Raw genomic sequence first — 25,466 nt, 5'->3', positions numbered from 1 at the left:
TGGTGCCGTGACGCCCGCGCCGGAAACTCGGATGCGCGAGCCCGTGCGGCCCCCTAGGCTCCGCTCGCGGTCAAGGCGCGGTGCCGTGACCGGCCGTCGGAACATCGGAGACGTACGAGGTATGCCCAGCCATCTGTTCGCGATCTGCTTCCGTGCGACCCGGCCCGCCGACCTGGCACGGTTCTGGTCGGGGGTTCTGGGCTGGGAGCCGGACGACGGCCCGACCGGCGGCCAGGACGGCGGCATCGCGATCCTGCCTCCCGACGCCGGTGGGTTCCGCATCCGCTTCCTGCCGGGCGGGGAACCGAGGACCGGCCGGAACCGGGCGCACTTCGACCTGACGAGCGACTCCCCGGAGCAGCAGCGGCGGACGGTGGCCAGGGCGCTGGAACTCGGCGGGGCACACCTCGACGTGGGCCAGCTCCCGGAGGAGGAGCACGTGGTGCTCGCCGATCCGGACGGCAACGAGTTCTGTGTCATCGAGGCGGGCAACAAGTTCCTCGCCGACACCGGTTCCGTCGGGGCGCTGGCCTGCGACGGCACCCAGGCGGTCGGGTACTTCTGGAGCGAGGCGCTGGGGTGGCCGCTGGTCTGGGACCAGGACGAGGAGACCGCGATCCAGTCCCCGGACGGCGGTACGAAGATCACCTGGGGCGGCCCTCCGGTGGCGCCGAAGACCGGCCCGAACAGGCTGTACTTCGAGCTGGCGCTCCCCGCCGGGGCCGACGCGGAGGCGGAACTGGACCGCCTCGTCGCACTCGGCGCGAAGCGCGTCGACGCCGGCGGGGAAGATGCCGGCCGGGAAGACACCGGTGGGGGAGACGCCGGTGAGGGCGACGACGACCGGGTGATGATGCTCGATCCCGACGGCAACGAGTTCTCCGTCCGCACGCCCCGGTAGCGCAGCCGCCGCGGACGTCCGTACGCGGCGGCTCGCCCGGCGACGGTCCTCACGAGCCGTCGCGCAGCCCCCACGGTGAGCCGTACTCCGTGAGGAGGTCGAGGAAGGGGCGGGGCGGAAGCGCCTCGGGGCCGAGGACGCCGGTGGCGTTCCAGGCACCGGTGGAGAGGAGTTCCAGGGCGACGACCGGATTGATCGCGGTCTGCCAGACGACGGCCTGCGAACCGTACTCCCGCATCGACCACTGGTTGTCGACCACGTGGTACAGGTACACCTCCCGCGGCGCCCCGTCCTTCGTGCCCTTCACCCAGGTGCCGGCGCAGGTCTTGCCGGTCATCCGGTCGCCCAGGGTCGCCGGGTCGGGCAGACAGGCGGCGACGACGTCGCGCGGGGAGACGCGCACGGGGCCGTCCTCACCGGGCACCGCGACCTTCGCCGTGGAGTCCAGACCCAGCTCGTGGAGCGTCTTCAGCTTGGCGATGAAGTCGTCGCCGAGCCCGTACTTGAAGGTGACGCGGCGCGCCTCCACCCAGCGCGGGATCAGCAGCACCTCCTCGTGCTCGACGTTGACGCACTCCACCGGGCCGATGCCCTCGGGGAAGTCGAAGACCTCGGGCTCGCTGAAGGGCGCGCTGGTGAACCAGCCGCGGTCCTCCTCGTAGATCACGGGCGGGTTGAGACACTCCTCGATCGTCGTCCAGATGCTGAAGGACGGGGCGAAGTCGTACCCCTCGACGGTGAGGTTCGCGCCGTCGCGGACGCCGATCTCCTCGATCTCGTCGAAGAGCTCGTCGGCGGCGTACCGGGCGAAGACGTCGGAGAGGCCGGGCTCCACGCCCATGCCGACCAGGGCCAGACGGCCCCCCTCCTCCCACTGCCCGGCCAGCTCGAACTGCTCGTCGCCGAGCTTGACGCCGCACTCCTCGTACGGACGCTCCGGGTGCGGCGCCGACAGGGACATCGCCATGTCCACGTAGTGCGCGCCGGCGTCCAGGGCGGCCCGGAAGAGGGGCATCACGAACCGCGGGTCGGTCGCGTTCAGGAGCACGTCGCAGTTCTGCTCGGTGAGGACCCGGCTCACCGCGTCCCGGTCCGAGGCGTCGAGCCGCAGCGCGCTGAACCGGTCGCCCCGCCCGCCGAGGGAGGCGACGGCGGCCTCGGCGCGGGCCGGGTCGTAGTCGGCGACCACCATGTGGGTGAGGAACTCCCTGCGGGCCGCGATGCGGGTGATGGCGGTACCGACGCCGCCCGCTCCGATGAGAAGTACTCGCACGTCATTCACCTTCCGTACGGGAGGCGGACGCCTCCGGCACGGCCGATGCAACGGGATGCGGCACACTAAGGTCAATCGTGTTGGCATAAGAGGGCGTGTCGTGTCGTGCCGGTGGCGCGGCGGCCCGGTCCCGGGGGCGGTGGAGCATGGCGAAGAAAGTGGTGCCCGAGACGGAACGGCGCAGGCGGCGCCCCACCCGCACCGGCACGGTCCTGTCGGAGGGGATCATCGTGGACACCGCGCTGCGGATGCTCCGGGAGCACGGCAGCGGCGGGCTCACCGCGCGGCGCCTCGGCGCGGCCCTGGGGGCGGACCCCAGCACCCTCTACCGGTACTTCGCCGGCATGGACGACCTGACCCGCGCGATCGGCGACGAACTGATGGGACGGGCGCTCGCCGGGTGGCGGCCGACCGGGGACTGGCGGACCGACCTGCGGTCCCTGGGCCTTGCCGTCCACGCCTCCTACCTGGCGCATCCGCAGGCCGCCGTACTCACGGCCAGCCGGGTCACCGGCCGCCCGCGCGAGATCGCCGTGGACGAGACGATCCTCGGCATCCTGCGCGGCGCGGGCCTCCCCGATCCGGCCGCGGTGCACGCCTATCACGCGTTCATCGACCAGAGCCTCGCCTTCGCCGCGCTGGACGCGGGATCGCTCGCGCTGACGGACGAGGCGCGGGCGGCGGACGAGGAGATGTGGCGGTCCACGTACGCCCTCCTGCCGGCCGAGACCCACCCCCACATCGCCGCCACGGCGCCCCTCCTGGCCCGGCGCATGCCCCACAGCGCGTACCCGGCCGTCCTGGAGATGCTCCTCGACCACGTGGCGGCGCGGGTCGGGGGAGGAGGGGGCGAGGGGGCCCCGCGCGGGTGACCGACGCGCCCCCTCGCCCCGCAACGAGCCCGCGGAGAGAACGCGGACCCTACGGGCGGCGAGCGGCCGGGGTCGACGGGGAGGTGTCCTCGCGGCGCCCCTGACGGACGACGGCCGCGCGTTCCGGATCGTCCCGCGGGGTGTCCACCCGCAGCCAGCGGTAGCCGTACGGTGCCAGGCCGACGTCGACGCGACCGCCCGCCGACGCCTCCACGGTGTCGCCGGTGAGCAGGTCGACGAGCGGCCGGCCGTCCTTCAGGCCCGGCACGGTCACGGCCGCGTCGATCTTCCGGGACGAGAAGTTGTGCAGCGCCAGCACCGCTCCCTCGGGCAGCGAGCTGAGGTGCGCCAGCACGCCGGGATCGTCCGCGTCGAGCACCTCGGTGCGGCCCCAGGCGAGCTCGGGGGCCTCGCGGTACCGCTCGATCAGCGTCCGTACGCGGGTGAGGAGCGAGTCCGGGTCGCGCGCCTGGTCGTGCACGTTCACCCGCTCCGGCCCGTACGCGCCCTCGGCCATCGGGTTGGGGAAGTCGCCGCTCGGCGCGGTGGAGAACCCGGCGTCCCGGTCCGCCGTCCACTGCATGGGGGTGCGGACGGCCTGGCGGCCCTCCGCGGCGAGGTTCTCGCCCATCCCGATCTCCTCGCCGTAGAAGAGCACGGGCGTGCCGGGCAGGGTGAACAGCAGGCTGTAGGCCAGCTCCACGCGGCGGCGGTCGCCGCCGACCATCGGGGGCAGCCTGCGGCGCAGGCCCCGGCCGTACAGTTGCATGTCCTCCTCCGGCCCGAAGGCCGCGAACACCTCGGCGCGCTCGTCGTCGTCCAGCTTGTCGAGCGTCAGCTCGTCGTGGTTGCGGACGAAGGTCGCCCAGTGCCCGTCGCGCGGCGCCTCCGGGCGCTCGCGCAGGGCCGCCGCCAGCGGCCCGGCCTCCTCGCGGGCGAAGGACAGGTACATGTTCTGCATGCCGATGAAGTCGAAGCACATGGTCAGCTCGTCGCCCCGCTCGGACTCCGGGCCGTCGAAGAACTCCATGGTCTCGGGATAGGGCAGGTTGACCTCGCCGAGCAGGACCGCCTCGCCGTTGCGGCGCCCCAGGAAGGCCCGCAGGTCGGCCAGGTAGTCGTGCGGGTCGGGCAACTGGCCCGCGTCCTCCTGGCCGTCGGTCTCCAGGAGGAAGGGGACCGCGTCGACGCGGAAGCCGGAGAGCCCGAGCTGCGTCCAGAAGCCCATGATGCGGGCTATCTCGTCGCGCACGGCGGGGTTGGCCACGTTGAGGTCGGGCTGCTGCCGGTAGAAGCGGTGCAGGTAGTACTGCCCGGTCTTCTCGTCGTACTCCCACGGGCTCTTCTCGGCGTCGGGGAAGACGACGCCCTTCGGCCCGTCCTCGGGCGGCTCGTCGCACCAGACGTACCAGTCGCGGCGGGCGGACGTACGGCTGGAGCGGGACTCCTCGAACCACGGATGCCGGTCGGAGGTGTGGTTCACCACCAGGTCGGCGATGACCCGGATGCCCCGGTCGCGGGCGGTCCGCACGAACTCGGTGAAGTCCCCGAGGGTGCCCAGGCGCGGGTCGACGCCGTAGAAGTCGGTGATGTCGTAGCCGTCGTCCCGTTCCCGGGTCGGGTAGAACGGCATCAGCCACACGCAGGTGACGCCGAGGCGCACGAGGTGGTCGATCCGCTGGGTCAGGCCCGCGAAGTCGCCGATGCCGTCCCCGTCGCCGTCCTGGTACGTCTCGACGTCCAGGCAGTACACGACCGCGTTCTTCCACCACAGGTCGGAGGTCCGGGTCAGTCTCATCGGGCGTCCTCCGCGCGTGCGGGCCCGACCGGGGTCGCGTCGAGCCGGGGCAGCACCTTGGCGCCGAACGCGTCGACGAACGCGCTCTGTTCGCGGCCGACGTGATGCAGCATGACCGTGTCGAAGCCGAGGTCGGCGTACTCCTGGAGCCAGGCCGCGTGCTGTCCGAGGTCCGCCGAGACGTTGACCGCCTCCGCGACCCGCTCCGGCGTGACGTGCTCACTCACCCGGTCGAACAGCTCGGCCGTGTCCAGGTCCCAGCTCACCGGCGGACCGTGCACGTTGGTGCGCCACTGGTCGTGGGCGACGGCGAGCGCGGTGTCCGGGTCGGGGTCCCAGCTCAGATGGACCTGGAGGTGCAGCCGGCCCGCGCCCCCGGCGGAGCGGTAGGCGTCCACGATCCGGCGCAGGCGCTCGTGCGGGGCGTTGACGGTGATGAGCCCGTCGGCCCACTCGGCGCACCAGGCGGCGGTGGCCTCGCTGCACGCGGCGCCGAGCAGCGGCGGCACGGTCTCGGGGAGGGTCCACAGGCGCGCCCGGTCCACGGTCACCAGGCCGTCGTGGCTCACCTCCTCGCCGCGCAGCAGCGCCCGGATGACGTCGACGCACTCGCGCAGCCGCGCGTTGCGCACGTCCTTGCGCGGCCAGCGGTCACCGGTGACGTGCTCGTTGGACGCCTCGCCGCTGCCCAGGGCCGCCCAGAAGCGGCCCGGGTACATGGCGGCGAGGGTGCCGACGGCCTGGGCGACGATCGCGGGGTGGTAGCGCTGTCCGGGCGCGTTGACGACGCCGAAGGGGATGCGGTCGGTGGCCTGGAGGGCGGAGCCGAGCCAGGACCAGGCGAAGCCGGACTCGCCCTGCCGGGCGCTCCAGGGCGAGAAGTGGTCCGAACACATGGCGGCGCCGAAACCGGCCTCCTCCGCGCGGACGGCCGCGGCCAGGAGGTCCGCGGGGGGCACCTGTTCGTGCGAGGCGTGGAATCCGTAGACGGTCATGCGCCGCGTGTACCCCGGGGCGCGGAGATCAGGCGGCGCGCCTCGCGAGGTGACGGCGCCTCATCCGACCCGCCGGTGCACCCTCGCCTCCCAGGGCGCGAGGACCGTGCGCCCGTGCTCCGCCAACACGGACGGCCCGTTGCCCAGGACGAGTTCGGCGTCCTCCCAACCGCCGGGGAGGTCCACGGCCACGGTCTCCCCGGTGAAGTTGCCGACGACGAGCAGCGTGGTCCCCTCGTGGTGGCGGGTGAAGGCGTACACGCGCTCGTCGTCGGGCAGCAGCATGGTGAAGTCGCCGTGCACGACGGCCGGTTCCTCGTGGCGCAGGGCGATGAGCCGCCGGTAGTGGTGGTAGACGGAGTCGGGGTTCGCGCGGGCCGCGGCGGCGTTGACCTCGGTGTGGTCCGGGTTGACCGGGAGCCAGGGGACGCCCGTGGTGAAGCCGGCCTGCGGGGAGGCGTCCCACTGCATCGGCGTACGGGCGTTGTCCCGGCCCATCGCCCGGAGGCCGGGCAGGACCTCCTCGGGCTCCGCCCCCGCGCGCAGCGCCTGCGCGTAGTGGTTGAGGGACTCGATGTCCCGGAAGTCCTCGATGGTGCGCAGGGGCGCGTTGGCCATGCCCAGTTCCTCCCCCTGGTAGACGTAGGGGGTGCCCCGGTGCAGGTGCAGCACCGTGGCCAGCATGGTCGCGGACCGCGTGCGGTGGCGGGGGCCGTCGTCGCCGAACCGGGAGACGACGCGGGGCTGGTCGTGGTTGTTCCAGTACAGGCTGTTCCAGCCGACGTCCGCGAGACCGGCCTGCCAGCGGCCCAGGGACGCCTTCAGATCGGTCAGCCGCAGCGGGCGCGGATCGAACTTGTGGGCGCCGTGGTCGAGCCCGACGTGCTCGAACTGGAACACCATGTCGAGCTCGGCGCGGTCCGGATCGGTGAACAGCCGGGCCTGTTCGACGGTCACGCCGGGCATCTCCCCGACGGTCAGCAGCCGGCCGGGATACCGGGCCATGACCTCCCGGTGCATCTCCCGGAGGTACGCGTGGATGCGCGGGCCGCAGACGTAGGAGGGCGACCCGTCGCCGTACGGGCCGTCACCGCGCAGCTCCCCGTCGGGCAGCGCCGGGTCCTTCGAGACGAGGTTGACGACGTCCATCCGGAAGCCGTCCACGCCCCGCTCCAGCCACCACCGCATCATCGCGTACACGGCCTCGCGCACCTCGGGGTTCTCCCAGTTGAGGTCGGGCTGCTTCGGCGAGAACAGATGGAGGTAGTACGCGTCGCTCGCGGGGTCGCGCGTCCACGCCGGGCCGGAGAAGAACGAGCCCCAGTTGTTGGGCTCGCGGCCGTCGCGCGGCGGCCGCCACCAGTACCAGTCGCGCTTGGGGCTCCCGGGGTCGCGCGACTCCCGGAACCAGGGGTGCTCGTCGGAGGTGTGGTTGACGACCAGGTCCATGATCAGCTTCATGCCGCGCCCGTGCACCGCCGCGAGCAGGCGGTCGAAGGCCGCCAGATCGCCGAAGACGGGGTCGATGTCCTGGTAGTCGCTGATGTCGTAGCCGTTGTCGTCCTGCGGCGACGGATAGACGGGGGAGAGCCACAGCACGTCCACGCCGAGCTCCACCAGGTGGTCCAGACGGCCGGTGATGCCGTCCAGGTCACCGATGCCGTCGCCGTCGGAGTCGGCGAAGCTGCGGGGATAGATCTGGTAGACGACCGCGGACTTCCACCACGCGTCGTCCTTCCCTGTCACGGTGCCGGGCGTCATCGGCGGTCTCCTCCGGGCGTCAGGGGGCAGGGGCCACGGGTTTCCTGTCCCGCGTACGGCGGCTGAACCGCGCGACCGGCGCGCCGGTGGGGAAAGCCCTCAGAATCCCTCGCTCACGGGTTCCGCCGACAGGAGGGAACCGACGAGCGCGGCGCCGACCAGGAGGACGAGGACGACGCGCGCGGCGGTGCGCAGGCCTGTGGGCTCGCCGGGGCGCGGACCGAGGCGCGAGGGCTGGATCCCCCGGGGATCGCGGGTCACCTCCACCTCGCCGCCGACCCGCGGGGCCCCCTCCCCGCCGAGTTCCAGACGTGTGGTCGTACCGCCGGGCAGGGTGACGTCCACCGCGGTCACCTTGTCGTCGACCCCGGCGAACGGATCGGAGGTACGGATCCAGCGGGAGACCGTCGCGGTCGCGGTCACGCCCCGGTCGTGCATCGCCTGATCGTCGTTCACGTCGGACCACAGCCAGACCTGGGCGCACCACAGCACGGCGACGAGCATCACGACGGCGGCGGCCCCCGGGGCCCGCCGGCTCAGGAGCAGACACACCGCGGTGAACAGGAACCCGACGACTCCCAGGTACACGAACAGCCCCGCGCCGCCGCCCGCCGTCTCGTCCGAGACGATCCGCGCGGCGGCGTACAGCACCACGGGAAACCCCAGCCCGGCCGCCCACCCACCGGCGACCGCGGCCACCTCGCGCCACGACATCCGCCACCCCCCGTACCGCCGCCGGACACACCGGCGCCGAGGGGGCATACCCCTGGAGGCGGCCCCTCACCCGTACGACCGGGAGACCGGGGCGCGGCGGGACACGAGTTCTGTTCCGGAACCGTCCGGGTGACGGTGGGCGGACGGTCGCAACCCCCGCCCCCGCCGACCGGTTCCACCGGGTGCCACCCCCTTCGCACCCCCTGGAGGAGCGCCCGTGCGCGACCACCCCGTCCCGGCCGTCACACCCCAGGCCCCCGTGCCCGGCACCGGAGGCCTTCGGCACGGAGGGCGCGGGTGAGCCGCGGCGTCCTGGTGGGACGGCCCCTGGCGGCGGGCCGGGTGGCGGACGCGTACGACGCCGTGGTGGTCGGCTCCGGGGCGGGCGGCCTGACGACGGCGGTCTGCCTGGCCCGCCAGGGACGGCGGGTGGCGGTGTTCGAGCAGCACTACACGGCCGGCGGCTACACCCACGCCTACCGGCGGCGCGGCTGGGAGTGGGACGTCGGCATCCACTACGTCGGTCAGCTCGGGCCGCGCGAACCGGTCAGGGCGGTGTCGGACTACCTGACCGGCGGCGCCCTGCGCTGGGCCCCGGGGCGTCGTCCTCGCGGACGGCACCCGCGTCCGCGCCCCGGTGGTGGTCGGCGCGGCGGGGGCCCACCACACCCACCGCACCCTGCTGCCCGGCCCGCCGGCCGCCGGCACGGACCGGCTGGAGGGCATGCGGCGCGGATTCCCGTTCGTGGTGCTCTTCGGCGGCCTCGACGGCGACCCGGAGGAACTGGGCCTGCCCCGGCACAACCTGATGGTCACCGACGGCGACTGCGACGCCTTCTTCGACGGGACCGGCGGACGCACCAGCGGCCTCTTCCTCTCCTTCTCCTGCGCCAAGGACCCGACCTGGACCGCGCGGCACCCCGGCCGGTCGACCGGCGAGGTCCTCGCCTACGTGCACCCGGAGCTGTTCGCGCCCTTCCGCGGCTCCGGCCCGCGCCACCGGGACCCGGCCTGCCTCGCCCTCAAGGCCGACCTCACGGCGGAGCTCCTCGGACAACTCCACCGCCACCTGCCGCGCACCAGGGGCCGGGTGGCCCACCACGAGCTCGGCACCCCCCTCACCACGGAGCACTTCACCCGCTGGCCCGGCGGCAGCCTCTACGGACTCGCCAAGGACGTCGCCGCCTTCGGCGACGGCCACCGCCCCGGCCTCGCGGACCGGCTGCGTCCGCGCACCGGCATCCGGGGCCTGTACCTCTCGGGCCAGGACTGCCTCGCCGGCGGCTTCCTCGGCGCCGTCACCGGCGGCCTGCTCGCCGCCCACGAAGCCCTCGACCGCCCCGGCCGGGCCCGCCTGTGGACAGGACTCCTGAAACACGCCGTACGGCCGCCCGCGCCCCGGCCCAGCCCGCCGCCGGGGACGTGAACGGCCTCAGGAGGCGTGCCAGGTGACGACGTTCTCCGGCTCCTCGCGGTCGGTACGGAACGCGTTGACCGGGTGGTCGGGGTCGGGGTGACCGAAGGAGACGCCCGCCACCACGCGCCGGTGGTCCGGGATGCCGAAGTGCGCGCGGAGGAAACCCGAGCAGGCGGCGAGGGCGGCCTGGGGCGCCGCGGCCAGGCCGAGGCTGTGGGCGGCGAGCAGGAAGGTGCCGATGTAGAGGCCGCAGTCGACGGCGCCGTAGACACCGAGGTCGGCCTCGGTGGTGACGATCGCGACGTGCGGCGCGTCGAACAGCTCGAAGTTGCGCAGCATCTGCCGCAGGGTCCCCTCCTGGTCGCCCTTGGCGATGCCGAGGCTGCCGTAGAGCTGGAGCCCGCACGCGCGCCGGCGCTCCCGGTGGACGCCGGTGTACTGGACGGGGAACGGGAAGTCGGGCGAGTCCGGGTGGCTCCGGACGTGGGCCGACAGCTCGGTGCGCAGCCGCTCGGTCGCGGCGCCTTCGGTGATGTGCACCCGCCAGGGCTGGGTGTTGCACCAGGAGGGGGTGCGCTGGGCCAGACGCAGGAGCCGCTCGACGGTCGCCCGGGGGACGGGGTCGGGCAGGAACTGGCGGCAGGTGAACCGCTCGGCGAGGATCCGGCTCAACGCCTCGTACAAGTCGGTACCGGTGCTGGTCGGATTCAAGGGGACGCCTCCGCACGGTGGTCTCGTTCCGGGACCGCACCCTATCCGGGGGCGGCCCCGCCCCGGATCCGGGCGGCCGGGTCGCACCCGCGCTCCCGCCCGGGTCGCCCGTGCCGGGAGCGGAGCGTCCTCCCCGTACGGCCGAGGGTCGTTCCGTCCGAGGGCCGTTCCGTCCGGGGCGGCGCGCGGCCCCGTCGCGAAGCGACACCCGTCGCACCGATGAGTTTCCCCGGCGGGGCCGGTCTGCACGGGTATGGAGACCCACACGCTCGAGACAGTCGGCGCGGACCTCGTCTACGACGTCCGCGGACCGCTGCCGACCACAGACGGACGCCCGCCGCTGTTCATGATCGGGCAGCCCATGGACGCCACGGGCTTCGCCGCGCTCGCCGCGCGCTTCCCCGAGCGGACCGTGGTCACCTACGACCCGCGCGGCCTCGGCCGCAGCACCCGCAAGGACGGCCGGACCGACCACACGCCGCAGACCCAGGCCGACGACGTCCACGCCGTCGTCGAGGCCCTCGGCGCCGGGCCCGTGGAGATGTTCGCCAGCAGCGGCGGAGCGGTCACCGCGCTCGCGGTCGTGGCCGCGTACCCCACGGACGTGACCACCCTGGTCGCGCACGAGCCGCCGCTCATCACCCTCACGCCGGACGGCCCGGCGGCCGTGCGGGCGCGGGCCGGGGTCCGGGAGGCCTACGAGAAGCGGGGACGGTGGGCCGGGATGGCCGCCTTCGTGGCCATGACCTCGTGGGAGGGGGAGTTCACCGAGGCGTACTTCGCACAGCCGGAACCCGATCCCGCCGCGTTCGGCATGCCCACCCAGGACGACGGCTCACGTGACGACCCGCTGCTGTCCGACCGGTCGTGGGCGGTCAGCGGTCACCGGCCGGACGCCGACGCGCTCGCCGCCGCGCCGACCCGCATCGTGATCGCCGTGGGCGAGGAGTCCCGGGACGTGCAGACCGGTCGCACCTCCGCCGCGACCGCCGCACTGCTCGGACAGCGGGTGACCGTCTTCCCGAGCCACCACGCCGGGTTCTGCGACGGAGAGTTCGGATACCCGGGGAAGCCGGACGAGTTCGCGCACCGACTGCGCCAGGTCCTCGACGGCACCCCGTAGACCGTCCTCCGACCGAACGGTCCCCGCCCGGGGCCCGGCCCCCGATCTTCCTGAATTCGTACAACCATCCGCACGCTCGAGGAGTCATGGAGGGCGAGCACGCCGCAGGCGTGCTCGTCTCGTTTCCAGGGGGGACCCACATGACTCGTCACATATCCCTGCGTGCCCGCGTGCTCCCGGCCGTGGCAACGGCCACGGCCGGCGTGCTCGTGCCCGTCGTCGCGGGCGCGGCGCCCGCCTCCGCCGCCCCCGCGACGACGGTCGCCTGTACGTCGGGCAAGGCCGGGCTCGCCGCCAAGCTCCAGAAGGACATCACCGCCGCCCTCGCCGGACGCGCCGGCACCGTCGCCGTCGGCCTGTACGACCGCACCACGAAGACCACCTGCACCCTGCGCGCCACGACCTCGTACGACTCGGCCAGCGTCGTGAAGGTGACCGTCCTCGCCACGCTCCTGTGGGACGCCAAGAAGACCAACCGGTATCTGACGTCGCGCGAGTCCGACCTCGCCACCGCCATGATCACCAAGTCCGACAACGCGGCCACCACTTCCCTGTGGAAGCAGCTCGGCGTCACCAAGGTGAAGGGCTTCCTGAAGGCCGCCGGCATGACGGCGACGGTGCCGGGGGCCGACGGCTACTGGGGGCTCACCCGGATCAACGTCACCGACGAGCAGCGCCTGCTCGCGCTGATCACCGCCAAGAACACCGTCCTGAGCGACAACGCCCGCGCCTACGTCCTCAAGCTCATGGGCGGCGTCGTCACCTCGCAGAAGTGGGGAACCCCGGCCGGCGCGCCCTCCTCCGTGTCCGTGCACGTCAAGAACGGCTGGCTGCAGCGCGCCACCCGCGGCTGGCGCGTGCACAGCGTCGGCGCGTTCAAGGGCGGCGGCCACGACTACACCGTCTCGGTGCTCACCGACGGCAACAGCACGATGAACTACGGCGTGGCCACGATCCAGGCCGTGGCCAAGGCGATCCACCGGGACCTGACCCCGACCGCGTCCGCCACCTCCCGTTACGCGCCGACCACCACGCCCAAGGAGGCGTACGTCGCGGTGCCCCAGGGCTGACGCCCCCGACCGCGCGCGAGGAGGGAGCCACTCCGGTACGGGGCGGCTCCCTCACCCGCATCCGGAGGCCGACGACGCCCTTCCCCTGCCGCACCCGACCGGCAGCCGCTACCGTGGAGCCATGGCACGGGAGATCCGCATCGAGATCAGCGACGAGGCGTACGAGGCGCTGGAGCGCGTCGCGGCGGAGAAGCACGTGCCCGCCGAGCACTACGCGGGCAGCGTGCTGGACGCCGATCTGACCCGTGCCCGGTTCGTCGAAGGCGCCCGCTCCTTCGTCGACCGGCACGGCCGGGCGTTCGCCGAGCGGTTCGGCCGCCCCGCCGACGCCGCCTGAGCCCGCGTGTTCCTCCGGATCGACCTGTCCTGGCTCCTCGACCTCGCCCAGCAGGAGATCCCCGGCGACCCGGCGATCCTCGACTGGGGAGCACTCGAAGCCGCCCGTGCCCGCCACGCCTTCCGCGTGATGGACGTCCCCGTCTACGAGCAGCCGCACCACCGCGCGGCCGCGCTCCTGGAGCAGCTCGTCCGCGTCCCGGCCCTGGAGCACTCCAACGAGCTGTACGGCGTGGTCGTGGCCGCCGCCTACCTCCACGCCTGCGGGCGGCCGGTCGGCGTCACGGCGGAGGAGGCCATCGACCTCGTCGAGCAGGTGGCCGAAGCCCGCATCGACGTCCGGCAGGTCGCCGCCGTCCTGCGGGAGTGGTCCCGCTGACCGGCGGCGCCGCACACCGCTCCGGGCCCGGGGACGCCCGAGATCCCCGGGCCCGGTTCCGTAGGATCACCCGATCAAGTGATGCCGTGACCTCAGCTCCCTGCGCGCCAGGGGTGGTTGTGCCGGAACGGGGAGCACACCACCGGGGATCTGTTGTAGACCTGGCGGAGTGAAGCCGGGTGACCCGGCCCGCTGACGGCCCGCCGCCGAGCCGAAGACCTCCGGAGGCCGACCGGCACCGGGAAGAGCACGGGACGCGGCCGCGTCCCCGGTCCCGACCGGCCGTTGCCTCCCGGGCCGGACGCCCGTCGGAACACCCCGTACCACGGTGCGACGCCGCGAGCACGCGGCCGCCCCTTCGAGAAAGAACGCGTCGGATGACCGAAACACCGTCCGTGCCCGAACCCCGCCGGGACATGGCGATGCACAACGGCTGGTGGGAGACGGGCTGGGAGCACGTCCTGCCCCGCCAGGGCTTCCCGCTGACGATGCTGATCGGCACCGCCAGCCAGCCCGGCTTCACCGGCTCCCTGGACGACCTCGTGGAGGAGATCTTCGACGGCCACTGGAGAATGCTCGGCGGCGACCTCGACGCCGCGCTCACGTTCTCGTGGCCCGACGAGGAATGGGACTACGAGGAGGCGCCGGAGGGACGCGAAGCAAGCGAGGCCGACCACTGGGAGACGTTCGGCGCGCTGCTCACGGCGGCCGGCTTCCCGGTGCCCACGACCGTACGGGAACTCTCCGAGCTCTACCTGGCCTGGGGGCTGGCGTACCGGGAAGAGACGCCGCAGGGCACCCGGTGGTCGATGCCCGACGCACTGCCCCGGCCCGGTGACCTGCTGCCCCTGGACGCCGAACTCGCCGAACGGCTCGACGGGATCCGCCGGACGATGCGCACCGGCCCGCTCGTCGGCGGTCTCATCAGGCACCTCGCCGACGATCTGGGCGAACCGGACGAGACCCTCACCTCCCTCGACCGCCTGGCCGTCGCCACCGGCCAGGACACCGACGACGTCCGCCTCGCCCTCGCGGAGCTCGTGAGGTCCGGCGACGCCCGGGTACGGCGCGGACAGGAGACGGCCGACCCGGAAAGGCTGGAGGCGCATCGACGCTTCCGCCTGATCATGGACTGGGACCACTACGACGAGACCCGGACGCAGCTCCACGTCATGGTCGACGACGCGTGACGGGAAGCGTGCCGGGCGCGGCGGGAACGCGGGACACACGCCGGTCCGGCCCCACGCCGCCACCGCCCTCTCGCCCGGCCCGTTCGCGGTGCCGGGGACGGCGACGATCCGGGCCGCCGTTCCGACCGGCCCCGAGCCGTGCACCGGCCTGAATCATCCGGGGCGATCGGGGTGTGTAGGGGGCGGGTTCGGGGGCATGCGGGGGATGAGCGCATGGGGTCGCTCTGGATAGGTAGAGCCTGCCGGTCCTTCCCCTTCCGGCCGGCTCTTGGGTTGCCGAACGGCTCGCACCACTGGGTGATGGTGCGGGCCGTTCGGCATGTACCGGCGGCGTGACGTCCGCCGTTCGTCGAGTGGAGCCGGTGAACGACGAGCGGTCGGCGGCGTGGAAGCAGGCAGCGGCGCTCCTGCCCGGCCCGGACGCAGGAGCCGGGGGAGTACGCGAGAACCCTCGGCGCGTGCGTCGAATCCGGTGGTGTCGGCGATCACCTCCGGGATACTGGTCGCCCATGGATGAGGTCGAGGTCGTCGTCGCGCATTCCGAACGGGCGACTCTGCGCGTCGGTGACGTGTTCCTGAAGGTGGACGCCGACCGGGCCCGTATCGACGCAGAGGTCGAGGCGATGTCCCTCGCGCCGGTCCCGACCCCGGAGGTCCTGTGGCGCAAGCCGCCCGTGCTCGCGATCGCCGCGCTCCCGGGGACGACGCTCGGGCGCCTCGGCGGACCGTCGACCGGGTCGTCGGCGGCGTGGACCGCGGCGGGCGCCGCCATCCGGAAGCTGCACGACGCGCCGCTGCCGCCCCGGCCCGGCCGGGCCGGCCGGAGCGCCGCCGCGCTGGCGGCGGAACTCGACGACGAGTGCGAGTCGCTCGTGGCGAACGGCCTCCTGCCCGCCGGCCTGGTCACCCGCAACCGCCGGATCGCCGAGGCCGCGCTCCGGCCGTGGACTCCGGCGTTCACGCACGGCGACCTCCAGATCGCGCACGTCTTCGTCGACGGCGACGAGGTGACGGGCATCATCGACTGGTCCGAGGCGGGCAGGGGCGACGCCCTGTACGACCTCGCCACCTTCACGCTCGGACACGAGGAGCACCTCGACGACGTGCTCGCCGGCTACGGCACCGACATCGACCTCGACGTGCTCCACGCGTGGTGGTCGTTGCGAAGCCTGCTGGCGGTTCGCTGGCTGGTCGAGCACGGCTTCGACCCCTTCGCGCCGGGCTGCGAAGTCGACGTGCTGAGGTCCCGGATGTGAGGCTGCGCGGACCCGACCGCTCCGTACGCGTGCCGACGCGTCGAGCAGGCCGACCCCTCGGGCGCCCATCCGCCTGTCCGGACGCCTGCGACCGGGCCGCCGCGGACTACGCGGGACGGCCGGAAGCAGCGGCTCGATGCGCGTCCGCGCCTTCTGCTTTCTTCCGCGCCCGGTGCGCGTCTGCTTTCCCGGACGGGAGGCGCGCGTTGTCGCGGGGCAGCAGCCTGTCGACCGCCCAGACGGCCGACGCGCAGGCCGCGAAGCCGGCCCCGAGCAGACTGGAGCCCGCCCAGCCGTGAGCGGTGAAGAGGGCGGTGGTCGCGGCTGCGCCGAGGGCGGAGCCGAGCGAGTAGAAGACCATGTAGCCGCCGATGACGCTACTGACCCGATCGGGACGGACGGCGGAGAGCAGGTGCTGGTTGGTCACGTGCACGGCCTGAACGGCGAAGTCGAGACCCACGATTCCGACGACGAGGAGCCACAGCGACCACGGCAGTTGCGCGATCGCCGCCCACGAGAGGACCAGCAGGGCGAGCGCGAGACCGGTGACCGGGACCGCCCGTCCCGCATCCGCCCACCGTCCCGCGCGCGCCGCGCCGAGTGCGCCGGCGAGCCCGGCGACGCCGAACAGCCCGATCCGGCCCTCGCTCAACTGCCACGGCGTGTCCGCCAGCGGCAGGGCCAGCCCGCTCCACAGGGTCCCGAACGACGCGAACAAGAAGAACGCGATGAGTCCGCGGGTCAGGAAGACGCGCTGTCCGAACAGCCCGCCGAGCGAGACGACGACCCGCCCGTACCCCGCCGGCGGGTCGGAGCGCTCCTCCGGCGGCAGGAGGACGAGGACGAGGGCCGCGAGCCCGAGCGACAGCACCGCGAGCACGGCATAGACGCTCCGCCAGCCCCCCACCTCGGCGAGCGCGCCGGTGACGACCCGCGCGCCCAGGATGCCGACCACGACGCCGGAGGTCACGACACCGATGGTCCGGCCGCGTTCGGCGGGCGACGAGACCGACGCGGCGTAGGCCACCGCGGTCTGCACCACGACCGCGAACGCCCCGGCCGCCGCGAGCCCCACGAAAGCCACCCACGCGGCCGACGCCGTGGCCGTCAGGGTCATGCCCGCCGCGGTGACCGCCAGGTGCACGGCGACGAGCCGGCGCCTGTCGACCACGTCGCCGAGCGGCACCAGCAGCAACAGCCCCGCCAGATAACCGAACTGGCCGATCGCGACGATCCACCCCACGTCTCCCACGGGCACACCGAGATCGCGTCCCATCGGCTCCAGCACCGGCTGCGCGGCGTAGATGCCCGCCACCGCGACACCGCACACCACCGCGAGCAGCAACCGCCGCCGTACGTCCATCGCTCCCCAACCCCAATCGGTAGCGGATTGCAACCAACTTGACCGTACGGCATGATGGTTTCAATCCGCAACTCATCGGGAGGTCCCATGCCCCGCACCACCCCGCGCGCCCCGGGCCCCGACTGGACCGATCCCGACTGTCCCGTCGCCCGCACGCTCGACCTCGTCGGCGACAGGTGGAGCCTCCTCGTCGTCCGCGACGCGATGGACGGAGCGCGATCGTTCACCGAGTTCCAGCGACGGACCGGCATCGCCCGCAACATCCTCACCGACCGCCTGCGCAAGCTGACCGCTCACGGCCTCCTCACCCAGCGCACCGCGCCGTCGGGCCGCCGCCAGGAGTACGTGCTCACCAGTGCCGGCCGCGCCCTCTTCCCCGTCGTCCTCACCCTGCGACAGTGGGGAGAACGGCACGCCTTCGCCCCCGGCGAGCCCCACTCCACCCTCGTCGACCAGCACGGCACCCCCGTGCCGGAACTCGTGCCGACCGGCGCCGACGGCACCCGCCTCGACGCCGACACCACCCACGTGCGGAAGACCGGGTAGAAAGCAGACCCCCGGCACCTTCGGGCCTCACGCACACTCCGCATGTGCACGGCACGTCGACGTGACAGGCATCGGACGGTCCGGACCGGTCCGGACCGGTTCAGTTCGGTCCGGTCCGGGAAGCGAGGTGGCAGGATGACGCGGTGTCTGATTCTCCGCACGCGCCGTGGCTGCGCGGCCTCGCCTTCAATCCGGCGGCGCCCTCCGACGTACTGATACGCCTGATGGACCGAGCGGCCGGCGAGGCCGGCCCGCTGATGTGCGAGGGCCGCGACCTGCCCGACGCCGTCATCGACGCGGCCCTGCGCCATCCGGTCAGAGACATCCGTGGCGCGCTGGCCCGCAACCGGTTCGTCGACCCGGCGAGGCTCGCACCGCTGGCGAGCGACCCCTCGGGCATCGTCCGCGCCCGGCTCGCCCGCGGCCCCGACCGCCGCTTCGAGCTCCGGTACGTCCGGCCGCTTCCGGACGACGTCCTCATCACCCTCCTGACCGCACAGGACGGCGGTGACGACGGAAGGGTCACCGCGGAGGAGATCGTGTCGGAACTCGAATCGTCCCGGCAGATGCCGTTGTCCTTCCGCCGCTCCCTGGCCGGCCGTGAGCACTCCGGACTCCGGATACGGGCCGCCCAGGGCTGGGGTTCGCTCACCCCGGAGCAGCGGGAGGCGCTGCTCGGCGACCCGGACCCCGCCGTCCGCGAAGCGGCCGAGAACGCCGACTGGATGCTGGACCCGCGACGGGTGGAGAGCCGGCTGCCGGACTACGACCGGCGCGGCAAGCTGTTCTTGTTCGCCACGTGCGCCCTGTCCGACGCGGTCGTCGAACGGTGCCTCGCGGACGGCATCGTGCTCCCCCTGGCCCGTAACCCCCACCTCCCGGCCCACGCCGTCGCCCGTCTCGCCCGCCGCCCCGAGGCCGAGGTCCGCGCGTTGGTCGCCGCCCGCCCCGACCTGGAACCGCACCTGGTCGCGGAGTTGGAACAGGACCCGGACGACGGCGTGCGGATGCGGGTGCGCCTCCGCCCCTACCCCCGCACCTGGGACGAATACGGCTGGTTCAACTGGACCGCCGACCACGGGCCGGACTGCACCTGCCCGATGGCCGAGCCCGACACCGGCTCGTCACCCGAATGGTTCGCCGCCTGCGCGGCGTCCGGGGAACCGGTGCTTCGCCAGGTCGCGGCGAGGTCGCCCCGCCTGCCCGCCGAACTCGTCGACGAACTCGCGCGGGACGACGACGAAGCGGTACGCGTCGACCTGGCCTGCCACCACCCCCTGGCCCCGCCACGCCTCCTCCTGGACGTCTTCGTCGCCCACCCGGTCCACCGCCCGCACCTGCTGGCCCTGCCCGCGTTTCCCCGTACCGGCACGAGCCACCTCATCGGCCATCCGGACCCGCAGGTACGCGCCCTGGCCGCGGCCGACCCCGCCCTGCCCGACCCGCCGGTGGAAGACCCCGACGAGTCGGTGCGCCGGGCGGCCGCCGCCAACCCGAGCCTGACACCGGGGGCCTTGGAGGACCTCCTCGCCGACCCCCGCACCGCAGAGGGCGCCGCGGCCAACCCGTCCCTCCCCGTCCCCCGCATGCACGCACTCCTCGACCGCTGCCTGAACGACGCCCCCGCGGCGCCGGCGACGCCCCGAGCGGCCTCTCGGACCGCACCCCCGCGATAACCACGAGGGCGGAGACGGCCCGGCTGTTCAGGCCTCGGTGTCGCTCAGGGCGCCGTCGGGGATCCAGGAGCCGTGGATTCCGGCGGGCACGCGGCGGGGCAGATGGACGGCGGCGACCCGGCCGAGACCGGAGGCGTCCAGGACCAGCAGGTGCGAGGTGTCCTGCTTGAGGTCGGAGACCACGCTGAAGAGGTAGCCGTCGTCCTCGTTGACGGCGTCGGCCGCGGGGACGAACACCGCCGTGTCCTGCGGCGCGGCGCCGCAGGCGCTTCCTCCCCGGACGGAGCGCTCTCGCCACCGAGCAGTGAGCGATCGTGGAACCCGGCCGCACAGCCGGTGGACGCCCTCTGCGGGCAGGGCGGCACCCCGGACGTCCGGGCGCTCCTCACCACCGCAGGTCAGGACGCCGTACGACGGACTTGCGCCGCTCGGCCCGCCTCTTCCGCGGCACGATGCCGGGGCGCCTCCGGCGCACCGTGCCGGGCCGGAACACCGTCTCGGCTGCCGGTGCGCCGCCCGGACACCGGCCCCGGCTTCAGAGACAGGCGATCCCGGCCGGGGCATTGGCGCCCCTGAAGTCCGCGCCGCTCCCGGACGCGTTCGCCCGGCCTCGTCCCGGCCGACGGGCACGCAGAGGCTCGGCGCTGCCGTTCAGACTTCCGGTCCGGTACGGACGACGGCCTGGTCGCCGTGCGGGCCGAACAGGTGCAGGATCTCGACCGCGCTGTCGCCCGCGGGCCCGAACCAGTGCGGCTCGCCGGTGTCGAACTCGGCGACCTCGCCGGGGCGCAGCGTGACGTCGGAGCCGCCCAGGATCAGCCGCAGTTCACCGGCGAGGACGTAGAGCCACTCGTAGCCGGCGTGGGTGACGAGCTTCGGCTCGCGCGGGGCGAGCACCTGCTTGAAGACCTGCACGCGGCCCGGGTACTGCGTGAGCGGCACCAGCACGCTGCCGCGGTCCTTGCGGTGCGGGCGCAGATGCACCCGTGGGTCACCGGTGGCCGGGGCCGCGACGAGCTGGTCCAGGGCGACACGGTGGGCGCGCGCCAGCGGGATGAGCAGGTCGAGGGTGGGGCGCCGGATGCCCGACTCCAGGCGGGAGAGGGTGCTCAGGGAGATGCCGGTGTCCTGGGCGAGCGCCTCCAGGGTGAGACCGCGGTCGCGGCGCAGGGCGCGCAGCCGGGGTCCGATGCCGTCGAGGATCTGGGTGAGTTCGGCGTCCATGACCTCCATTTTGCGGTCTCCGCAAAGACGCTGGGTGCGGGCGGCCGACCGGCCCGAGCATGGCGGCACATGATCCCGACGGAAGGCGGTCGCCGATGACCACGACCTCTTTGGCAGCAGAACCCGGACTCGGTGCGCGCCGGCGCTGGACGGTCCTCGCCGTCTGCGCGCTCAGCATGTTCCTGGTGGGGCTGGACACCACCATCGTCAACGTGGGGCTCCCCGCGATCGGGGAGGGCCTGGAGGCCGGCACGCGGGGCCTGGAGTGGGTGGTGGACGCCTACACCGTCGTCCTGGCCGCGCTCCTCATCACCTCCGGCGCGCTCGCCGACCGCTTCGGACGCCGGCGGGTGTTCCGCGTCGGCCTGGTCGTCTTCGGGGCCGCGTCGCTGGTCTGCGCGGTGGCGCCGTCGCTGGGCGTCCTGGTCGCGGCGCGGGCCGTGCAGGGGGTCGGCGCGTCGATGCTGAGCCCGGTGGCCCTGGCGATCGTGGTGAGCGCGATGCCCGATCCGAGGGAGCGGGCCAGGGCCATCGGGATCTGGGCGTCGGTGTTCGGGCTGAGCATGGCGGCGGGGCCGGTCACCGGCGGGGCACTCGTCGCGGCGCTCGGCTGGCGGTCGGTGTTCTGGGTCAACGCCCCGGTCGTCGTGGCCGCGCTGGTGCTGGTCGCGGTGTTCGTACCGGAGTCCCACGGGCAGCGCGCACGGCGTATGGACCTGCCCGGACAGGTGCTCCTCGCGCTGGCCCTGGGGGCGGGCGTCTGGGTGCTCATCGAGGGCCCGCGCATCGGCTGGTCCTCTCCCGCGGCCGCGGCCGTCTACGCGCTGATCGCCCTCACCGCGACCGCGTTCGTCCGGGTCGAGAACCGCCGGAGCGAGCCGCTGATGGACCTCGGGCTTTTCAAGCGGCCGGTGTTCGCCACGGCGGTGCTGGGCGCCGTCGCCGTGTTCGTCGCCCTCAGCACGGCCCTGCTGCTGAACACGCTCTACCTCCAGCACGCCCGCGGCTGGACCCCTCTCGCGGCCGGGCTCACCACCCTGCCCATGGCGCTCGGCGCCACCCTGTGCGCGCCCTGGGCCGGCAGCCTGGTGGGCCGCCTCGGGCCACGGCGCCCCCTGCTGCTGGCCGGCGCGTTCACCGCGGCGGGCGGCCTGTGCCTGGCCGACCTCGGCCAGGACACCGACATACGCCTCCTGCTGACGGCCCAGTTGCTGCTCGGGATCGGCTTCGGCTTCGCCAACACCCCCCTCACCAATGCCGCGGTCGGCGGCCTCCCCACCTCCCGCGCGGGCGTGGCCGGGGCCATCACGTCCACCGCCCGCCAAGTCGGCTCCGCCGTCGGGGTGGCCGTCTCGGGGGCCCTGATCGCCGGAGCCGGACCGGACGGACTGGTCCGGGCGGCACGTCCCGGCTGGCTGCTGGTCGCGGCCTGCGGGCTCTTCCTGATGGGTGCGGCGCGGGTCGCCGCGCCGGTACGCCACGCGCGGACGTGAAGGACCGCTGCACCTCGTAGGCGCTCGCCCCGCTCACCGCGGGCCAGGAGAGCCGGGCGCCGGCGCCGTAGGGGTCGTGTGTGGCCTTGAGGCCGGTGGGAGCGCCGGGAGGCATCTTGTCGGCGCTGACGACCCGTACCGGGACGGACGGCGGGAACGGGCTGCCGGAGCGGTCGAGGGCGCGGAGCGTGTACTCGTACGTGGTGCCGGTGGCCGGGGGAGTGCCCGTGTGCGGGGCGCCGGTGAGGGTGGTGGCGTTCCTGCTCGGCCAGGACGACGAGATCCACTCGGCCCGCCCCACAGGGCGGACGCCACCGAGCCCCCGGGACGGGAAGCGACCACCTCACGACCCCGTCGCACAGGGTGAAGATCACGTTAGGATCGGTCGTATGCCGCTGACGACGACCGATGTGGAGCGCTTCGAGGCTGCCCGGCCCCGCCTGGAGTCCATCGCCTACCGGATGCTGGGCTCGTCGGCGGAAGCCGAGGACCTCGTGCAGGAGACGTACCTGCGCTGGCAGGCGGCCGACATCGGGCGGATCGAGGTCCCCGATGCCTGGTTGACCAAGGTGCTCACCAATCTCTGCCTCAACCACCTCACTTCGGCCCGTGTCCGTCGCGAGACCTACATCGGCCAGTGGCTGCCCGAGCCGCTGCTCGAAGGCGACCCGATGCTCGGCCCGGCCGAGACGGCCGAGCAGCGCGAATCGGTCTCGTATGCCGTACTGACGCTGATGGAGCGGCTGACGCCCAACGAGCGCGCCGTGTACGTCTTGAAGGAGGCCTTCGCGTACGGACATCGTGAGATCGCCGAGATCCTCGACATCAGTGAGGCCTCGAGCCAGCAGGTCTTCTCGCGGGCCAAGAAGCACGTCGCCGGGGGCAAGGCGCGCACCGAGGTCGACGAGGTCGCGGCGAAGCGGATCGTCGAGGAGTTCCTGGCCGCCGCGACCAGCGGTCAGACCGAGCCGTTGGTGAAGCTGTTGTCCTCCGACGCCCTCGCGATCGGTGACGGCGGCGGGAGGGTTCCGGCGAAGGCCACGCCGTTCCATGGTGCCCTCGCGGTGGCGAAGTTCCTGCGTGGACTGTTCAAGCCGGCCGAGAGCAAGCGCCGCATGCTCGGCGGCGCCGCTCCGGAGGTCTACGCGACGACGGCCAACGGCTCCCCGGCCCTCGTCATCGTGGTCGAAGGACGGGTCTTCGGGATCATGTGCCTGGAGCACGGCGAGAGGGGCATCGTCGCGGTCCGCAGTCAGGTCAACCCCGACAAGCTGCACAGGGCCACCGAGATCTGGGCGTCGACCCGGCGCGGAGAACCGCTGGCCCTGAACGGCTGGTAGACGCACAGCCGCATGTGTGATGCGGGTCACGTTCGGCTCTTGTCAGGAATTCGAGGGCTGTCCGGTTCAAAGGACACGACCGCGAAAGAGCGGGTCCTGGAAGTGGCCGGGCCGCCCGAGAACAGGAGCAGCACCATGACTGCCGGAACCACCCGCAAGCACCGCATCGTCGTTCTCGGCGCCGGCTACGCCGGAGCCTCCGCGGCGGGCCGTCTTGCCAAGCGACTGCACCGCGACGACGTCGAGATCACCCTCGTCGACACCGAAGAGGACTTCGTCGAGCGGGTCCGCAACCACCAGCTCGCCGTCGGCCAGGAACTCAGGCACCGGCCCTTCGGCGCGATGTTCAAGGGCAGCGGTGTACGGCTGAAGTCCGCGAAGGTGACCGCGGTCGAAGTGGACCGAAGGTCCGTACGGGTCGAGGGCGCCGAGGGCGAGGAGGAGCTCGGGTACGACACCCTCCTCTACGCACTCGGAAGCCGCTGGAACGACCACGGGGTCCAGGGCGCCCCCGAGCATGCCCACGAGATCTCGAGCCGGGCCGGTGCGCTGAGGCTCCGCTCGCGTCTCGAGTCCCTCGCGCCCGGCCGGAAGGTCCTGGTCGTCGGCGGCGGACTCACCGGTATCGAGGCCGTCACCGAGATCGCCGAGTCCCGCCCGGACCTCGACGTCGCCCTCGCCGCACGCGGTGGGCTCGGCGACTGGCTGAGCCAGAAGGGCGCAGCACACGTACGCAAGGTCTTCGGCAGGCTCGGCATCACGGTGCACGAGCACACCACGGTCACCGCCGTCGAAGCGGAGCAGGTGAAGACCGCGGGCGGCAAGGCCATCGCGACCGATGTGACGGTGTGGACCGCGGGCTTCGCGACCCACCCGATCGCCGAGGCCGGCGGCCTGCGGGTGACCGACAGCGGTCAGATCGTGGTCGACGGCATGATGCGCTCGGTTTCGCACCCCGAGGTCTACGTGGGCGGTGACGCGGGCTGCGCGACGGGCGACACCGGCAAGCCGCTGCGAATGAGCTGCGCCACCGGCACCCCGATGGCCTGGCAGGCCGTGGACGCGATTACGGCGAAGCTGACGGGTCTGAAGCAGCCGAAGGTGCCGCTGCGTTACTTCAACCAGTGCGTCTCACTGGGCCGCAAGGACGGCTTGATCCAGTTCGTCACCGCCGACGACACCTCGAAGGAACAGGTCCTGACCGGCCGGACGGCCGCGTACTACAAGGAACTGGTCTGCAAGGCGGCAGCCTGGGCCGTGGCCAACCCGGGAGCCACCGTCCTCTCTCGGGGGCGGCGGACGATCGACAGGCCGACGGCCGAGGTGACGGCCGCATAACCCGGCGCGGAGGGTGGGCGTCCCCACTGGTGTGAGGCAGGGACGTCCCCTTTCCGTGCAACGGCGCGTCCTCCGGTTGATCCCGGCGCCTCCACCGCACCCGCGCCAGGCACGGATCCGCACCCTCGGACAGGCCCATCGCCACGACCATTGCTGAAGCAGGTCGTTTCGCCGGGGCGACCACCTCGTCGGTGGCACTCCGACAACAACGCCGGAAGCCGAACCCACCACAGACACGTCACGGCCCGGTGCCCGACGGGAGCCGGGCACCGGGCCGAGGGAGGTGGGGGTCAGAAGGGCATGTGGCTGCGGGCGCGACGGCCGGCGGAGCCACTCTTGCCGACCGCCTTCGAGCTGCTGCGGAACGGCTTGCTGAAGAGTCGGCCCAGCGGACCGGGGGCCTTGCCGCCCGCCCGCGAGCCCAGGCCGAGCGTCTTCTTGGTGCCGCGCTCGGGGTGCTTGGAAAGGCGGGGCAGGAAAAACGCCAGAACGGCGAGCACCACGCAGATGACGATGATTCCGACGATCATCATGGGCGGACTCCACTTCCTCGGTGGCGCGGTAACGCCTCGTCGTGTGAGGCCACGCGTACCCGGCCAACCTTCGTTCACGCGCCGGCCGTCAAGCGCACCACGGCGCAGAAGGCGCCTTCGGACATGCCTCGTCCTTCACGCTCCTGGCCGTGTCGCC

At 73.2% G+C, this 25,466-nt stretch carries 24 protein-coding genes and 1 pseudogene; 15 read left to right on the top strand and 10 right to left on the bottom strand.

All coding sequences use genetic code 11. The features are described 5' to 3' along the window. Positions 1 to 121 precede the first annotated feature (121 nt). Complete coding sequence (locus ACFYNX_RS31740; RefSeq protein WP_388666585.1) at positions 122 to 901, top strand: VOC family protein; 780 nt, start codon at positions 122 to 124, stop codon at positions 899 to 901. A gap of 49 nt (positions 902 to 950) precedes the next feature. On the opposite strand, the gene ACFYNX_RS31735 is transcribed toward ACFYNX_RS31740, so the two are convergent. Next, the gene (locus ACFYNX_RS31735) at positions 951 to 2,174 is read right to left on the bottom strand and encodes a saccharopine dehydrogenase family protein (protein WP_388666582.1); all 1,224 of its coding nucleotides are present in this window, start codon (positions 2,172 to 2,174) and stop codon (positions 951 to 953) included. 146 nt (positions 2,175 to 2,320) lie between these two features. Between ACFYNX_RS31735 and ACFYNX_RS31730 the strand changes: the two genes are divergently transcribed. Beyond that, positions 2,321 to 3,046, top strand: a complete 726-nt coding sequence (locus ACFYNX_RS31730) for a TetR/AcrR family transcriptional regulator (protein ID WP_388666580.1) — start codon at positions 2,321 to 2,323, stop codon at positions 3,044 to 3,046. Between the two features lie 49 nt (positions 3,047 to 3,095). On the opposite strand, the gene ACFYNX_RS31725 is transcribed toward ACFYNX_RS31730, so the two are convergent. The 4 genes from ACFYNX_RS31725 to ACFYNX_RS31710 form a co-directional block, all read right to left on the bottom strand. Then, on the bottom strand, positions 3,096 to 4,844 hold the full coding sequence (locus ACFYNX_RS31725) for an alpha-amylase family protein (protein WP_388666577.1): 1,749 nt from the start codon (positions 4,842 to 4,844) through the stop codon (positions 3,096 to 3,098). Further along, positions 4,841 to 5,839, bottom strand: coding sequence for a TIGR03885 family FMN-dependent LLM class oxidoreductase (locus ACFYNX_RS31720; RefSeq protein ID WP_388666574.1), 999 nt, complete (start codon positions 5,837 to 5,839; stop codon positions 4,841 to 4,843). The genes ACFYNX_RS31725 and ACFYNX_RS31720 overlap by 4 nt, the downstream gene beginning before the upstream one ends. A gap of 60 nt (positions 5,840 to 5,899) precedes the next feature. Continuing rightward, a complete protein-coding gene (locus ACFYNX_RS31715) occupies positions 5,900 to 7,600 on the bottom strand; it encodes an alpha-glucosidase (protein WP_388666571.1) in 1,701 nt (566 codons plus the stop codon). Between the two features lie 99 nt (positions 7,601 to 7,699). After that, positions 7,700 to 8,314: a hypothetical protein gene (locus ACFYNX_RS31710; RefSeq protein ID WP_388666569.1), complete on the bottom strand. Its 615-nt coding sequence runs from the start codon at positions 8,312 to 8,314 to the stop codon at positions 7,700 to 7,702. A 129-nt stretch (positions 8,315 to 8,443) separates the two neighbouring features. Between ACFYNX_RS31710 and ACFYNX_RS31705 the strand changes: the two are divergent. Together ACFYNX_RS31705 and ACFYNX_RS31700 are read left to right on the top strand one after the other, a co-directional pair. Next, positions 8,444 to 8,881, top strand: a pseudogene (locus ACFYNX_RS31705) (FAD-dependent oxidoreductase); the annotation flags it as partial. A 70-nt stretch (positions 8,882 to 8,951) separates the two neighbouring features. Further along, positions 8,952 to 9,740, top strand: a complete 789-nt coding sequence (locus tag ACFYNX_RS31700; RefSeq protein ID WP_388666566.1) for a phytoene desaturase family protein — start codon at positions 8,952 to 8,954, stop codon at positions 9,738 to 9,740. Between the two features lie 6 nt (positions 9,741 to 9,746). Here the strand turns inward: ACFYNX_RS31700 and ACFYNX_RS31695 are convergent, their stop codons facing one another. Beyond that, positions 9,747 to 10,442, bottom strand: coding sequence for a nitroreductase (locus tag ACFYNX_RS31695; RefSeq protein WP_388666563.1), 696 nt, complete (start codon positions 10,440 to 10,442; stop codon positions 9,747 to 9,749). 253 nt (positions 10,443 to 10,695) lie between these two features. Between ACFYNX_RS31695 and ACFYNX_RS31690 the strand changes: the two genes are divergently transcribed. The 6 genes from ACFYNX_RS31690 (at position 10,696) to ACFYNX_RS31665 (ending at position 15,796) form a co-directional block, all read left to right on the top strand. Further along, a complete protein-coding gene (locus tag ACFYNX_RS31690; protein WP_388666560.1) occupies positions 10,696 to 11,565 on the top strand; it encodes an alpha/beta fold hydrolase in 870 nt (289 codons plus the stop codon). Between the two features lie 140 nt (positions 11,566 to 11,705). Next, complete coding sequence (locus ACFYNX_RS31685; protein ID WP_388666557.1) at positions 11,706 to 12,635, top strand: serine hydrolase; 930 nt, start codon at positions 11,706 to 11,708, stop codon at positions 12,633 to 12,635. A 121-nt stretch (positions 12,636 to 12,756) separates the two neighbouring features. Further along, the gene (locus ACFYNX_RS31680) at positions 12,757 to 12,972 is read left to right on the top strand and encodes a hypothetical protein (RefSeq protein ID WP_365549573.1); all 216 of its coding nucleotides are present in this window, start codon (positions 12,757 to 12,759) and stop codon (positions 12,970 to 12,972) included. A 6-nt stretch (positions 12,973 to 12,978) separates the two neighbouring features. Then, entirely contained in the window at positions 12,979 to 13,350 is a 372-nt protein-coding gene (locus ACFYNX_RS31675; protein WP_388666554.1) for a fic family toxin-antitoxin system, toxin component, read from the top strand. Positions 13,351 to 13,727: 377 nt separating this feature from the next. Continuing rightward, on the top strand, positions 13,728 to 14,540 hold the full coding sequence (locus ACFYNX_RS31670) for a DUF6042 family protein (RefSeq protein WP_388666551.1): 813 nt from the start codon (positions 13,728 to 13,730) through the stop codon (positions 14,538 to 14,540). A gap of 509 nt (positions 14,541 to 15,049) precedes the next feature. After that, entirely contained in the window at positions 15,050 to 15,796 is a 747-nt protein-coding gene (locus tag ACFYNX_RS31665; protein WP_388666548.1) for a phosphotransferase family protein, read from the top strand. A gap of 106 nt (positions 15,797 to 15,902) precedes the next feature. Here ACFYNX_RS31665 and ACFYNX_RS31660 read toward each other — a convergent pair whose 3' ends face one another. Then, positions 15,903 to 17,159, bottom strand: a complete 1,257-nt coding sequence (locus ACFYNX_RS31660) for an MFS transporter (RefSeq protein WP_388666545.1) — start codon at positions 17,157 to 17,159, stop codon at positions 15,903 to 15,905. Positions 17,160 to 17,246: 87 nt separating this feature from the next. On the opposite strand from ACFYNX_RS31660, the gene ACFYNX_RS31655 reads away from it, so the two are divergent. Both ACFYNX_RS31655 and ACFYNX_RS31650 read left to right on the top strand, forming a co-directional pair. Beyond that, the gene (locus ACFYNX_RS31655) at positions 17,247 to 17,705 is read left to right on the top strand and encodes a winged helix-turn-helix transcriptional regulator (RefSeq protein WP_388666542.1); all 459 of its coding nucleotides are present in this window, start codon (positions 17,247 to 17,249) and stop codon (positions 17,703 to 17,705) included. Positions 17,706 to 17,848: 143 nt separating this feature from the next. Beyond that, the gene (locus ACFYNX_RS31650; protein WP_388666540.1) at positions 17,849 to 19,381 is read left to right on the top strand and encodes a hypothetical protein; all 1,533 of its coding nucleotides are present in this window, start codon (positions 17,849 to 17,851) and stop codon (positions 19,379 to 19,381) included. Positions 19,382 to 19,408: 27 nt separating this feature from the next. Here ACFYNX_RS31650 and ACFYNX_RS31645 read toward each other — a convergent pair whose 3' ends face one another. Further along, complete coding sequence (locus ACFYNX_RS31645) at positions 19,409 to 19,618, bottom strand: carotenoid oxygenase family protein (protein ID WP_388666538.1); 210 nt, start codon at positions 19,616 to 19,618, stop codon at positions 19,409 to 19,411. 414 nt (positions 19,619 to 20,032) lie between these two features. Next, complete coding sequence (locus ACFYNX_RS31640) at positions 20,033 to 20,605, bottom strand: helix-turn-helix domain-containing protein (protein ID WP_388666535.1); 573 nt, start codon at positions 20,603 to 20,605, stop codon at positions 20,033 to 20,035. Between the two features lie 95 nt (positions 20,606 to 20,700). Between ACFYNX_RS31640 and ACFYNX_RS31635 the strand changes: the two genes are divergently transcribed. The 3 genes from ACFYNX_RS31635 to ACFYNX_RS31625 all read left to right on the top strand — a co-directional run bounded on the left by ACFYNX_RS31635 (position 20,701) and on the right by ACFYNX_RS31625 (position 24,776). Further along, complete coding sequence (locus ACFYNX_RS31635; RefSeq protein WP_388666532.1) at positions 20,701 to 22,098, top strand: MFS transporter; 1,398 nt, start codon at positions 20,701 to 20,703, stop codon at positions 22,096 to 22,098. Between the two features lie 389 nt (positions 22,099 to 22,487). Beyond that, positions 22,488 to 23,438 carry an RNA polymerase sigma factor SigJ gene (gene sigJ, locus ACFYNX_RS31630; RefSeq protein WP_388666529.1) on the top strand — a complete coding sequence of 317 codons (951 nt, stop codon included), beginning with the start codon at positions 22,488 to 22,490 and terminating at the stop codon, positions 23,436 to 23,438. Between the two features lie 135 nt (positions 23,439 to 23,573). Next, the gene (locus ACFYNX_RS31625; protein WP_388666526.1) at positions 23,574 to 24,776 is read left to right on the top strand and encodes an NAD(P)/FAD-dependent oxidoreductase; all 1,203 of its coding nucleotides are present in this window, start codon (positions 23,574 to 23,576) and stop codon (positions 24,774 to 24,776) included. 290 nt (positions 24,777 to 25,066) lie between these two features. Here the strand turns inward: ACFYNX_RS31625 and ACFYNX_RS31620 are convergent, their stop codons facing one another. After that, positions 25,067 to 25,309 carry a DUF6411 family protein gene (locus tag ACFYNX_RS31620; RefSeq protein WP_388666523.1) on the bottom strand — a complete coding sequence of 81 codons (243 nt, stop codon included), beginning with the start codon at positions 25,307 to 25,309 and terminating at the stop codon, positions 25,067 to 25,069. Between the last annotated feature and the right edge of the window lie 157 nt (positions 25,310 to 25,466).

Source organism: Streptomyces sp. NPDC007872 (assembly GCF_042868165.1).
GTDB lineage: Bacteria > Actinomycetota > Actinomycetes > Streptomycetales > Streptomycetaceae > Streptomyces.
The sequence above is the reverse complement of the archived record's forward strand: the minus strand, read 5'-3'. Positions and strand labels throughout refer to the sequence as shown.

What these genes read in the sequence shown, in the direction of transcription:
- ACFYNX_RS31740 (WP_388666585.1), top strand. Translation starts at nt 122, where the DNA reads ATGCCCAGCCATCTGTTCGCGATCTGCTTCCGTGCGACCCGGCCCGCC.
- ACFYNX_RS31730 (WP_388666580.1), top strand. Translation starts at nt 2,321, where the DNA reads ATGGCGAAGAAAGTGGTGCCCGAGACGGAACGGCGCAGGCGGCGCCCC.
- ACFYNX_RS31725 (WP_388666577.1), bottom strand. Translation starts at nt 4,844, where the DNA reads ATGAGACTGACCCGGACCTCCGACCTGTGGTGGAAGAACGCGGTCGTG.
- ACFYNX_RS31720 (WP_388666574.1), bottom strand. Translation starts at nt 5,839, where the DNA reads ATGACCGTCTACGGATTCCACGCCTCGCACGAACAGGTGCCCCCCGCG.
- ACFYNX_RS31715 (WP_388666571.1), bottom strand. Translation starts at nt 7,600, where the DNA reads ATGACGCCCGGCACCGTGACAGGGAAGGACGACGCGTGGTGGAAGTCC.
- ACFYNX_RS31710 (WP_388666569.1), bottom strand. Translation starts at nt 8,314, where the DNA reads ATGTCGTGGCGCGAGGTGGCCGCGGTCGCCGGTGGGTGGGCGGCCGGG.
- ACFYNX_RS31690 (WP_388666560.1), top strand. Translation starts at nt 10,696, where the DNA reads ATGGAGACCCACACGCTCGAGACAGTCGGCGCGGACCTCGTCTACGAC.
- ACFYNX_RS31685 (WP_388666557.1), top strand. Translation starts at nt 11,706, where the DNA reads ATGACTCGTCACATATCCCTGCGTGCCCGCGTGCTCCCGGCCGTGGCA.
- ACFYNX_RS31680 (WP_365549573.1), top strand. Translation starts at nt 12,757, where the DNA reads ATGGCACGGGAGATCCGCATCGAGATCAGCGACGAGGCGTACGAGGCG.
- ACFYNX_RS31670 (WP_388666551.1), top strand. Translation starts at nt 13,728, where the DNA reads ATGACCGAAACACCGTCCGTGCCCGAACCCCGCCGGGACATGGCGATG.
- ACFYNX_RS31665 (WP_388666548.1), top strand. Translation starts at nt 15,050, where the DNA reads ATGGATGAGGTCGAGGTCGTCGTCGCGCATTCCGAACGGGCGACTCTG.
- ACFYNX_RS31660 (WP_388666545.1), bottom strand. Translation starts at nt 17,159, where the DNA reads ATGGACGTACGGCGGCGGTTGCTGCTCGCGGTGGTGTGCGGTGTCGCG.
- ACFYNX_RS31655 (WP_388666542.1), top strand. Translation starts at nt 17,247, where the DNA reads ATGCCCCGCACCACCCCGCGCGCCCCGGGCCCCGACTGGACCGATCCC.
- ACFYNX_RS31640 (WP_388666535.1), bottom strand. Translation starts at nt 20,605, where the DNA reads ATGGACGCCGAACTCACCCAGATCCTCGACGGCATCGGACCCCGGCTG.
- ACFYNX_RS31635 (WP_388666532.1), top strand. Translation starts at nt 20,701, where the DNA reads ATGACCACGACCTCTTTGGCAGCAGAACCCGGACTCGGTGCGCGCCGG.
- sigJ (WP_388666529.1), top strand. Translation starts at nt 22,488, where the DNA reads ATGCCGCTGACGACGACCGATGTGGAGCGCTTCGAGGCTGCCCGGCCC.
- ACFYNX_RS31625 (WP_388666526.1), top strand. Translation starts at nt 23,574, where the DNA reads ATGACTGCCGGAACCACCCGCAAGCACCGCATCGTCGTTCTCGGCGCC.
- ACFYNX_RS31620 (WP_388666523.1), bottom strand. Translation starts at nt 25,309, where the DNA reads ATGATGATCGTCGGAATCATCGTCATCTGCGTGGTGCTCGCCGTTCTG.